The sequence below is a fragment of the Buttiauxella cochleicola genome, from assembly GCF_021283185.1.
Lineage (GTDB): Bacteria > Pseudomonadota > Gammaproteobacteria > Enterobacterales > Enterobacteriaceae > Buttiauxella > Buttiauxella massiliensis.
The window spans coordinates 315,679-326,325 of sequence record NZ_JAJSOS010000005.1; the positions used below are offsets into that span (position 1 = coordinate 315,679).

11 protein-coding genes and 1 pseudogene are annotated in these 10,647 nt (G+C 51.6%); 9 read left to right on the forward strand and 3 right to left on the reverse strand.

Annotation, left to right across the window (positions count from 1 at the left end; all coding sequences use genetic code 11):
* The first annotated feature begins 17 nt into the window (after positions 1 to 17).
* From aspS to ruvB, 6 genes are all read left to right on the forward strand, one after another.
* Positions 18 to 1,790, forward strand: coding sequence for an aspartate--tRNA ligase (gene aspS, locus LVQ76_RS10255; RefSeq protein WP_232921567.1), 1,773 nt, complete (start codon positions 18 to 20; stop codon positions 1,788 to 1,790).
* Positions 1,791 to 2,240 (forward strand): dihydroneopterin triphosphate diphosphatase, encoded by a 450-nt coding sequence (nudB, locus tag LVQ76_RS10260; RefSeq protein ID WP_232905263.1) that lies wholly within the window; start codon positions 1,791 to 1,793, stop codon positions 2,238 to 2,240.
* Positions 2,241 to 2,259: 19 nt separating this feature from the next.
* Entirely contained in the window at positions 2,260 to 3,003 is a 744-nt protein-coding gene (locus tag LVQ76_RS10265) for a YebC/PmpR family DNA-binding transcriptional regulator (RefSeq protein ID WP_034496310.1), read from the forward strand.
* A gap of 150 nt (positions 3,004 to 3,153) precedes the next feature.
* Complete coding sequence (gene ruvC / locus LVQ76_RS10270) at positions 3,154 to 3,675, forward strand: crossover junction endodeoxyribonuclease RuvC (RefSeq protein WP_232864814.1); 522 nt, start codon at positions 3,154 to 3,156, stop codon at positions 3,673 to 3,675.
* Between the two features lie 73 nt (positions 3,676 to 3,748).
* Positions 3,749 to 4,360 (forward strand): Holliday junction branch migration protein RuvA, encoded by a 612-nt coding sequence (gene ruvA, locus LVQ76_RS10275; RefSeq protein ID WP_232864815.1) that lies wholly within the window; start codon positions 3,749 to 3,751, stop codon positions 4,358 to 4,360.
* Positions 4,361 to 4,381: 21 nt separating this feature from the next.
* The gene (gene ruvB, locus LVQ76_RS10280) at positions 4,382 to 5,389 is read left to right on the forward strand and encodes a Holliday junction branch migration DNA helicase RuvB (protein ID WP_232921568.1); all 1,008 of its coding nucleotides are present in this window, start codon (positions 4,382 to 4,384) and stop codon (positions 5,387 to 5,389) included.
* Between the two features lie 79 nt (positions 5,390 to 5,468).
* On the opposite strand, the gene znuB is transcribed toward ruvB, so the two are convergent.
* Together znuB and znuC are read right to left on the reverse strand one after the other, a co-directional pair.
* Positions 5,469 to 6,254: a zinc ABC transporter permease subunit ZnuB gene (gene znuB / locus LVQ76_RS10285; RefSeq protein WP_120065403.1), complete on the reverse strand. Its 786-nt coding sequence runs from the start codon at positions 6,252 to 6,254 to the stop codon at positions 5,469 to 5,471.
* A complete protein-coding gene (gene znuC / locus LVQ76_RS10290) occupies positions 6,251 to 7,006 on the reverse strand; it encodes a zinc ABC transporter ATP-binding protein ZnuC (RefSeq protein WP_232921569.1) in 756 nt (251 codons plus the stop codon). The genes znuB and znuC overlap by 4 nt, the downstream gene beginning before the upstream one ends.
* A 79-nt stretch (positions 7,007 to 7,085) precedes the next feature.
* On the opposite strand from znuC, the gene znuA reads away from it, so the two are divergent.
* From znuA to lpxM, 3 genes are all read left to right on the forward strand, one after another.
* Positions 7,086 to 8,030 carry a zinc ABC transporter substrate-binding protein ZnuA gene (gene znuA, locus LVQ76_RS10295; protein WP_232921570.1) on the forward strand — a complete coding sequence of 315 codons (945 nt, stop codon included), beginning with the start codon at positions 7,086 to 7,088 and terminating at the stop codon, positions 8,028 to 8,030.
* A 15-nt stretch (positions 8,031 to 8,045) separates the two neighbouring features.
* Positions 8,046 to 9,368 (forward strand): murein DD-endopeptidase MepM, encoded by a 1,323-nt coding sequence (gene mepM, locus LVQ76_RS10300; protein WP_074391971.1) that lies wholly within the window; start codon positions 8,046 to 8,048, stop codon positions 9,366 to 9,368.
* A gap of 123 nt (positions 9,369 to 9,491) precedes the next feature.
* Complete coding sequence (gene lpxM / locus LVQ76_RS10305; protein ID WP_232864820.1) at positions 9,492 to 10,466, forward strand: lauroyl-Kdo(2)-lipid IV(A) myristoyltransferase; 975 nt, start codon at positions 9,492 to 9,494, stop codon at positions 10,464 to 10,466.
* 41 nt (positions 10,467 to 10,507) lie between these two features.
* On the opposite strand, the pseudogene LVQ76_RS10310 reads toward lpxM, so the two are convergent.
* Positions 10,508 to 10,647: pseudogene (locus LVQ76_RS10310) on the reverse strand (IS4 family transposase); the annotation flags it as partial.

Genomic DNA, 10,647 nt, shown 5'->3' on the forward strand with positions numbered 1-10,647 from the left:
AATTTAAGGGATATCTCATGCGTACAGTATATTGCGGGCAGCTCAATCAATCCCATGTGGGACAACAAGTAACACTGTGTGGTTGGGTCAATCGTCGTCGTGACCTCGGTAGCCTTATCTTTATTGATATGCGCGATCGCGAAGGCATCGTGCAGGTGTTTTTCGACCCGGATCGTCAGGATGCGTTCCAGCTTGCTTCCGAACTGCGTAATGAGTTCTGCATCCAGATCACCGGCACCGTGCGTCCGCGTGATGAGAAAAACATCAACAAAGATATGGCAACCGGTGCGGTAGAAGTTTTCGCCACCGACCTGAACATCATCAACCGTTCTGAAGCGCTGCCGCTGGACTCCAACCACGTCAACACCGAAGAAGCGCGTCTGAAATTCCGCTACCTGGATCTGCGCCGCCCTGAAATGGCAAACCGCCTGAAGACGCGTGCGAAAATCACCAGCTTTGTGCGCCGCTTTATGGACGACCACGGTTTCCTTGATATCGAAACCCCAATGCTGACCAAAGCTACACCAGAAGGTGCTCGTGACTACCTGGTGCCAAGCCGTGTTCACAAAGGTAAATTCTACGCGCTGCCGCAATCCCCACAGTTGTTCAAACAGCTGCTGATGATGTCTGGTTTTGATCGCTACTATCAAATCGTTAAATGCTTCCGTGACGAAGATTTGCGTGCTGACCGTCAGCCAGAATTTACTCAGATCGACGTAGAAACCTCCTTTATGAGCGCACCGCAAGTGCGTGAAGTGATGGAAAAGTTGGTTCGTGACCTGTGGCTGGACGTGAAAAACGTCGACCTGGGCGACTTCCCAATCATGACTTTCGCCGAAGCTGAGCGTCGTTACGGTTCTGATAAACCAGACTTGCGTAACCCAATGGAGCTGGTGGATGTTGCTGACCTGCTCAAAGACGTTGAGTTTAAAGTGTTCGCGGGCCCAGCAAATGATGCGAAAGGCCGCGTTGCTGCACTGCGTGTGCCAGGTGGCGCACAGTTAAGCCGTAAACAGATTGACGATTACGGCAAGTTCATTGAGATTTACGGCGCGAAAGGGCTGGCTTACATCAAAGTGAACGAACGTGCGAAAGGCATCGAAGGCATCACCAGCCCGGTAGCTAAATTCCTGAACGCAGAAATCGTTGAAGCTATTCTGGCCCGCTCCGGTGCACAAGATGGCGACATGATCTTCTTCGGCGCAGACAACAAGAAAGTGGTTGCCGATGCGCTTGGCGCACTGCGTCTGAAAATCGGTAAAGATCTGAGCATCACCGATGAAAAAGCATGGGCGCCGCTGTGGGTTATCGACTTCCCAATGTTTGAAGACAACGGCGAAGGCGGCCTGACCGCGATGCATCACCCGTTCACCGCGCCGAAAGATATGTCCCCAGAACAACTGGCGGCAGATCCGGAAGCAGCAGTTGCGAACGCATACGATATGGTTATCAACGGTTACGAAGTGGGCGGCGGTTCCGTGCGTATCCACAACGGCCAGATGCAGCAGACTGTGTTCGGCATTCTGGGTATCACCGAGGAAGATCAACGCGAGAAGTTTGGCTTCCTGCTCGACGCCCTGAAATACGGTACTCCACCGCATGCAGGCCTGGCATTTGGTCTTGACCGTCTGACCATGCTGTTGACCGGCACCGACAACATCCGTGATGTTATCGCGTTCCCGAAAACCACTGCAGCAGCGTGTCTGATGACCGAAGCACCTAGCTTCGCCAACCCACAGGCGTTGGCTGAACTGGGTGTGGCAGTGATTAAAAAGGCTGAGAAAGAATAAATGGCCTTTAAGCGTCCCGTTTCGGTGCTGGTAGTGATTTTCGCGAAAGACACCGGACGGGTGCTCATGTTACAGCGGCGCGATGATCCTGAATTCTGGCAGTCGGTTACCGGCAGCATTGAAGAGGGTGAAACCGCGCTGTATGCCGCGCAGCGTGAAGTAAAGGAAGAGGTCGATATCGATGTTGTCTCAGAGCAACTGACCTTGATTGACTGCCAGCGCTGTGTTGAGTTCGAGATTTTTACACATTTGCGTCATCGCTATGCCCCGGGAATTACGCGCAACACGGAATATTGGTTCTGTCTTGCGCTGCCAAACGAACGGCTGATTTCCATCTCGGAACATCTGGCCTGGGAGTGGACCGACGCACAAGCTGCGGCTGCTATGACCAAGTCGTGGAGCAACCGGGAAGCGATTGAAGAGTTTGTAATTAATGCTGCCGTCAGGTAGCTATTTTGGAGATATTTTTATGGCAGGTCATAGTAAGTGGGCCAACACAAAGCACCGCAAAGCTGCGCAGGATTCCAAACGCGGTAAAATTTTCACCAAAATTATCCGTGAGCTGGTAACTGCAGCCCGTCTTGGCGGCGGCGATCCGGGTTCTAACCCACGTCTGCGTGCGGCGATTGATAAAGCGTTATCCAACAACATGACGCGTGACACGTTAAACCGTGCAATCGCACGTGGTGTGGGTGGCGACGAAGACACCAATATGGAAACCATCATTTATGAAGGTTACGGTCCTGGTGGTTCAGCTGTCATGGTTGAATGCCTGAGTGATAACCGTAACCGTACCGTGGCTGAAGTACGTCACGCGTTCAACAAATGCGGTGGTAACCTGGGAACTGATGGCTCTGTAGCCTACCTGTTCACCAAAAAAGGCGTTATCTCTTATGCTCCTGGCAAAGATGAAGACACCGTGATGGAAGCTGCTCTGGAAGCGGGTGCTGAAGACGTTGTTTCTTACGACGACGGCGCAATCGACGTGTTCACTGCCTGGGAAGAAATGGGTGCAGTACGTGACGCGCTTGAAGCTGCAGGTCTTAAAGCAGACGAAGCCGAAATCTCTATGATCCCATCGACCAAAGCCGATATGGACGCAGAAACTGCACCGAAATTGATGCGTCTTATCGACATGTTGGAAGACTGCGATGACGTGCAAGAGGTTTATCACAACGGTGAGATCTCTGACGAGGTTGCGGCAACGCTGTAATGATACCCGTCATCTTTCAATTCGCAGATGCGTTGGCTTTGCTCGCTCACCCCAATCACGTAGCATGACTACGCTCTTGGGGGTTTGCTGCGCAGCCGCCTTCCTGCGACTTGAAATCTATAGGGTATTTTCCTTCCAGGGAGACGCGTGATGGCGATTATTCTCGGTATCGATCCGGGGTCACGCGTTACCGGTTATGGCGTTATTCGCCAGACCGGCCGGCAGCTAACCTATCTGGGTAGCGGCTGTATTCGTACTCAGGTGACCGACTTACCCTCGCGTTTGAAGCTTATCTACGCGGGGGTGAGCGAAATCATCACCCAGTTCCAGCCAGAATATTTCGCCATCGAATCGGTATTTATGGCGAAGAACGCCGATTCCGCACTGAAACTCGGCCAGGCGCGTGGCGCTGCGATTGTTGCGGCGGTAAACCATGATTTGCCGGTGTTTGAGTATGCGGCCCGTCAGGTCAAACAGACCGTCGTCGGTATCGGAAGTGCCGAGAAAAGCCAGGTGCAGCATATGGTGCGCACTTTGCTGAAACTCTCTGCCAACCCGCAGGCGGATGCGGCGGATGCGCTGGCAATTGCCATCACGCATTGCCACGTGACGCAGAACTCGATGCAGATGAGTGAGTCTCGACTCAATCTCTCCCGAGGACGTTTAAAATAAATAGGGCTGGATATCTATCCAGCCTTTTTTATATGATAGGCAAAATTTTTTACGCAACCGTAGGGGAAGCAGTGTGATTGGACGACTCAGAGGCATCATCCTGGAAAAGCAACCACCGCTGGTATTGATGGAGGTGGGCGGCGTTGGATATGAAGTACACATGCCAATGACTTGCTTCTATGAATTACCGGAAATCGGCAAAGAAGCTGTGGTGTTTACCCAGTTTGTAGTGCGTGAAGACGCGCAACTGCTCTACGGTTTTAATAACAAACAAGAACGTACCCTGTTCCGCGAGCTTATCAAAGTGAATGGCGTTGGCCCTAAACTGGCGCTGGCAATCCTTTCAGGTATGTCTGCACAACAGTTCGTGAATGCTGTTGAGCGTGAAGAAATTGGTTCTCTGGTCAAACTGCCGGGAGTAGGTAAAAAGACCGCGGAGCGTTTGATTGTAGAAATGAAAGACCGCTTCAAAGGCATGCATGGCGACCTGTTTACTCCAGCATCAGACCTGGTGCTGACTGCGCCGGAAAGCGGAGCCACTGACGACGCCGAGCAGGAAGCCGTTGCGGCGTTGGTATCGCTGGGCTATAAACCACAAGAAGCTAGTCGCATGATCAGCAAAGTTGGCAAGGCTGGTGCCGATTGTGAAACCCTGATTCGTGAAGCACTCCGCGCAGCACTTTAAAGCCCCTGAGGTAGATGAAGGATGATTGAAGCAGACCGTCTGGTATCGCCAGACACCATCACCCCTGATGAGTTAATTGACCGCGCGATTCGCCCGCGTTTCCTGGCGGATTATGTCGGCCAGCCACAGGTGACATCGCAAATGGAGATTTTCATCCAGGCGGCAAAACTGCGCGGTGATGCTCTCGATCATCTGTTAATTTTCGGCCCGCCGGGATTGGGGAAAACCACGCTGGCGAACATCGTTGCCAACGAAATGGGTGTGAATCTGCGTACCACTTCCGGCCCGGTGCTGGAAAAGGCCGGGGATTTGGCGGCCATGCTGACCAACCTCGAACCCCATGACGTTTTGTTTATTGATGAAATCCACCGTCTTTCGCCAGTTGTCGAAGAAGTTCTGTACCCGGCAATGGAAGATTACCAACTCGATATCATGATTGGTGAAGGCCCGGCCGCACGCTCAATCAAAATTGATTTGCCACCCTTTACCCTGATTGGCGCAACCACACGCGCCGGTTCTCTGACTTCGCCACTGCGTGACCGATTCGGTATTGTGCAGCGTCTGGAGTTTTACGGAGTTTCCGATTTGCAGCACATTGTAGGCCGCAGCGCGACTGTGTTGGGGCTGGAGATGAGCGAAGAGGGCGCATATGAAGTAGCTAAGCGCGCGCGCGGTACGCCGCGTATCGCTAACCGCTTACTGCGCCGCGTGCGTGATTTTTCGGAAGTGCGCCATGATGGCACTATTAATGGTGACATCGCATCGCAAGCGCTGGATATGCTGAATGTCGATACCGAAGGTTTTGACTATATGGACCGCAAGTTATTGCTGGCGGTGATAGACAAGTTTCTTGGCGGCCCGGTCGGGCTGGATAACCTGGCGGCGGCGATTGGGGAAGAGCGAGAAACCATCGAAGATGTGCTGGAGCCGTTCTTGATTCAACAGGGCTTCTTGCAACGTACTCCGCGCGGTCGAATGGCAACACCAAGAGCCTGGACTCACTTTGGAATTGTACCGCCGGTAGTTTAAGTAAAATGGCGGATGACGTTGCACTTATCCGCCCTACGGTTTTGTAGGTTGGATAAGCGCAAGCGCCATCCAACACAATTTAAGCCGCTTGCTTTTTCGCCATACTCAACACAAACAACACTGCCGAACTCAACACCACTGACGGCCCGGCAGGCGTGTCATAAAACGCTGAGAAAGTCAGTCCGCCAGTAACTGAAAGCATGCCGATAATCACCGCAAAACCAGCCATTTGCTCCGGCGTTCGTGCAAAGCGACGCGCTGTTGCCGCGGGAATAATCAGCAGGGAAGTGATAATCAACGCACCGACAAATTTCATCGCCACACCAATCGTCAGTGCAGTCACCAGCATCAACAGCATTTTCACGCGTTGCAGGTTGACCCCGTCAACATGAGCCAGATCCGGGCTGATAGTCATCGACAATAGATTGCGCCATTGCCAGAGCAACACGCCAACCACCACCGCCACACCCAGCGCAATCGAAATAATATCGGGCATCGTCACTGAGAGCAGGTCGCCAAACAGATACGCCATTAAATCGACGCGCACGTTCGACATTAAACTCACCACTACTAAACCGAGCGACAGCGCGCTGTGCGCCATAATGCCAAGCAAAGTATCCAGTGCCAGGTGAGGGCGCTTTTCGAGCCACACTAGCCCGATTGCCAGCAATAAAGTCACTGCAATCACTGCATAAAATGGATTTACATTGAGCAGTAAGCCGAAAGCAACGCCTAATAAAGATGCGTGAGCGAGGGTGTCGCCAAAATAGGACATCCGGCGCCAGACAACAAAAGAGCCGAGCGGGCCAGCAGCACACGCCAGCAAAATCCCGGCAAGCCAGCCGGGCAACAACAATTCAATCATGACTTGCCATTCCCTCTGCGCAGAACAATACGTCCGGTAAGATCGTGACGGTGGTTATGATGGTGGCGATAAATCCCTAACTGCTCGGCGCCACGCGCGCCAAACATCGAAATAAATTCCGGATGCATCGACACCACTTCGGGCGTACCTGAACAGCAAATATGGTGATTCAGGCATAGCACATCATCGGTTTTCGCCATCACCAAATGCAGGTCGTGGGAAACCATCATCACTGCACAATTCAGTTCCTGACGCAGTTGATCAATCAGGTTGTACAGTGCCAGTTGGCCGTTAACATCAACACCCTGGGTCGGCTCATCAAGCACCAATAACTGCGGCTGATTTAACAATGCACGAGCCAGCAGAACGCGTTGATTCTCGCCGCCAGAGAGTTTTTGCATCGGAGCTTCAATCAGGTGCGCCGCCTGAACGCGTTTTAATGCGGGCAGGATATCGGATTTTTTCACACTTGGGCGCAAGCGCATAAACCGGCTAACGGTTAGCGGCAGAGTGGCATCCAGATGTAATTTTTGCGGTACGTAACCAATTCGCAAGTCGCGGTCACGCTTGATAACTCCCTCATCAGGGGCTACCAGTCCAAGAACCACACGAACTAGCGTTGATTTTCCTGCACCATTTGGCCCAAGCAGCGTCAAAATGCGCCCTGGCTTGAGATCGAGTGAAATATCAGACAGCACACGGCGTTGTCCGAAAGAAACAGAAATATTTTCCAGTGATACCAGATTTGTCATGACAATTTCAGGGGTTGCAGAAGTTAGCGGATGTTATAATATCACACTTCTCACATTCATAACGATGAAAAGTCGCATTATGTTACATAAAAACTCATTTCTTTGCGCAGCTTTAACAACTGCTTTTTTAGGGGCGGCAACGGTCCCGGCTTACGCGGCTGTGGTTGCTTCTATCAAGCCATTAGGTTTTATTGCCGCAGCGATCGCTGACGGCGTCACGCCTACCGAGGTTTTGCTGCCAGATGGTGCTTCAGAGCATGATTATGCACTCCGTCCATCTGATGTAAAACGCTTACAAAGCGCGGACTTAGTTGTGTGGGTTGGCCCTGAAATGGAGGCATTCATGCAGAAGTCGGTTAAGCAATTAGCTGAACAAAAACAAGTGCAACTTGCAGCTTTACCTGGCGTGAAACCGTTGCTGATGAAGGGTGATGACGATGACGAACATGGTCACGAAGGACATGACCATTCAGCCGAAAATAGTGACGAAGATCACCATCATGGTGAATACAACATGCATATCTGGCTTTCGCCAGAGGTAGCGCGCCTGTCAGCGGTTGCAATCCACGATAAATTAGTGGAACTTATGCCCCAAAATAGAGCCAAACTAGACGCCAACTTGCAGACTTTCGAGTTAGGATTAGCCAACATCGATAAGCAAGTCGGTAGCGTGCTCGCACCGCTCAAAGGAAAAGGGTATTTCGTTTTTCACGACGCCTACGGCTACTTTGAAAAACATTACGGTCTAACGCCACTTGGCCATTTTACCGTGAACCCTGAAATCCAACCCGGTGCGCAGCGTTTACATGACATCAGAACACAGTTGGTTGAGCAAAAAGCCGTGTGCGTTTTTGCTGAGCCGCAGTTCAGGCCAGCCGTAATCAATGCCGTTGCCCGTGGCACTAACGTTCGTTCCGGAACGCTGGACCCGCTGGGGATTGAGGTTAAGCTCGGCAAAGACAGCTATATGCAGTTTTTGAACGGGCTTGCGAACCAATATGCGAGCTGCCTGAAAGGAGATTAGTGAGGAAGTGAATACGTGCAACAGATAGCCCGCTCTGTCGCCCTGGCATTCGACAATTTGTCCCGGCCCCACCGCGTTATGCTGGGGTCTCTTACAGTTCTTACACTTGCGGTCGCTGTCTGGCGACCGTACGTCTATCATCCTGAAGCCAGCCCCGTCATTAAAACCATTGAGCTTGAGAAAAACGAAATTCGCTCGTTACTCCCTGAAGCCAGTGAACCGTTAGATCAGTCTCCGGACGCAGAAGACGACACAATTCCGCAGGATGAACTGGACGACAAAACTGCCGGTGAAACGGGTGTTCATGAATATGTCGTGTCGACAGGGGATACGCTCGGTAGCATCCTGAATCAGTATGGCATCGACATGGGCGATATCAGCCAACTTGCGACGGTAGATAAAGACCTGCGTAACCTGAAAATCGGCCAACAGATCTCCTGGACGTTAAACGACGATGGCGAACTGCAACGTCTGACATGGGAAATGTCACGCCGCGAAACGCGTACATACGACCGCTCAGGCAGTACTTTCAAACTCAGCAGCGAAATGCAGCAAGGCGAATGGGTTAACAATGTGCTGAAAGGCACGGTTGGCAATAGTTTTGTGAGTAGTGCGAAAGATGCCGGATTGACAAGTGCTGAGATCAGCTCGGTTATCAAAGCCATGCAGTGGCAGATGGATTTCCGCAAACTGAAGAAAGGCGATGAGTTTTCTGTGCTGATGTCACGCGAAATGCTCGATGGCAAACGTGAACAAAGCCAATTGGTGGGCGTGCGCCTGCGCAGCAGTGGTAAAGACTACTACGCCATTCGTGCGGAAGACGGCAAATTCTACGATCGCAGCGGTTCCGGGCTTGCGAAAGGTTTTATGCGCTTCCCAACTGCAAAACAGTTCCGTATCTCGTCAAACTTTAACCCGCGCCGTCTCAACCCGGTAACCGGGCGTGTGGCCCCGCACAAAGGTGTAGATTTTGCGATGCCGCAAGGTACTCCGGTGCTGGCGGTCGGTGATGGTGAAGTTGTTATGGCCAAACGCAGTGGTGCGGCAGGTTACTTTGTCGCTATCCGTCATGGTCGTACATATACCACTCGTTATATGCACCTGAAAAAGCTGTTGGTTCAGCCTGGGCAGAAAGTGAAACGTGGGGACCGTATCGCACTCTCCGGTAATACCGGGCGTTCTACGGGGCCGCATTTGCATTATGAAGTGTGGGTTAATCAGCAGGCGGTAAACCCATTAACTGCGAAATTGCCTCGTACCGAAGGGCTGACAGGCTCGGATCGTAACGATTATCTGGCACAAGTTCGTGAAGTCACACCGCAACTTAGCTTCAATTAATCCATCGTTATGAAAAAGGCCGGTACTTTGTTGCCGGCTTTTTCTTTGTCTGATGGGCATTAGCCCGCTAAGATACTTACAAATTCATGTCATCAATGATTTGATGCTGTACTGAGAATATGCATGGAAAAAGCAAAAAAAAGTCACAGTGAGTTCATTCCTGAATTTCAAAAGGCCTTCTTGCACCCGAAATTTTGGGGCGCCTGGTTAGGCGTTGGCGCTTTCGCAGGGCTTGCAATGTTACCGCCATCATTACGGGATCCGCTTTTGGGCAAAGTAGGGCGTATTGCCGGGCGCCTGGGTAAAAGTGCGCGCCGTCGTGCACAAATAAATCTGCTGTATTGCTTCCCCGATATGCCGGAAGCTGACCGCGAAGCTATTATTGATGAAATGTTTGCCACCGCCCCTCAAGCGATGGTGATGATGGCGGAGCTTGCGATTAAAGATCCGCAAAAAGTCATGCAGCGCGTTGACTGGCACGGTAAAGAGATTATCGACGAGCTAAAGCAACGCGAAGAAAATGTCATCTTCCTCGTACCGCACGGCTGGGCTGTGGATATCCCTGCGATGCTACTGGCGTCTCAAGGGCAGAAAATGGCGGCGATGTTCCACAATCAGGGCAACCCGCTATTTGATTACATGTGGAATACCGTACGTCGCCGTTTTGGTGGTCGACTGCATGCGCGTAATGACGGGATTAAGCCGTTTATCAGCTCTGTGCGTCAGGGATATTGGGGATATTATCTGCCAGACCAGGACCACGGTGCCGAGCACAGTGAATTTGTTGATTTCTTCGGGACATACAAAGCGACATTACCAGCGATTGGCCGCTTAATGAAAATATCGCGTGCGCGTGTTGTTCCGCTGTTCCCTGTTTATAACAGCAAGACGCATCGCCTGGATATTCATATTCGCCCGCCGATGGATGACCTGCTTGAGGCAGACGACAACACCATTGCCCGGCGTATGAACGAAGAAGTGGAAATTTTGGTAGGGCCGAATCTCGAGCAATATACCTGGATACTGAAATTGCTTAAAACGCGCAAGGAAGGGGAGACAGAACCTTACCGCCGCAAAGAGCTTTATCCTAAGAAATAAAGAATAAGAAATAATAAAGGGGCCGAATGGCCTAATGCCGGTCACTTAAGGTGGCCGGCATTGTTTTTTAAGGGATATTTCGACCTTTTTTCTCTCACTTCCCTTGCATATTCACGCTCACGCCTCGAGGGGAGTTTTAGCATCGCTGCGTTGCTGTAAAAATGCTTCAGGTGACCCGGGA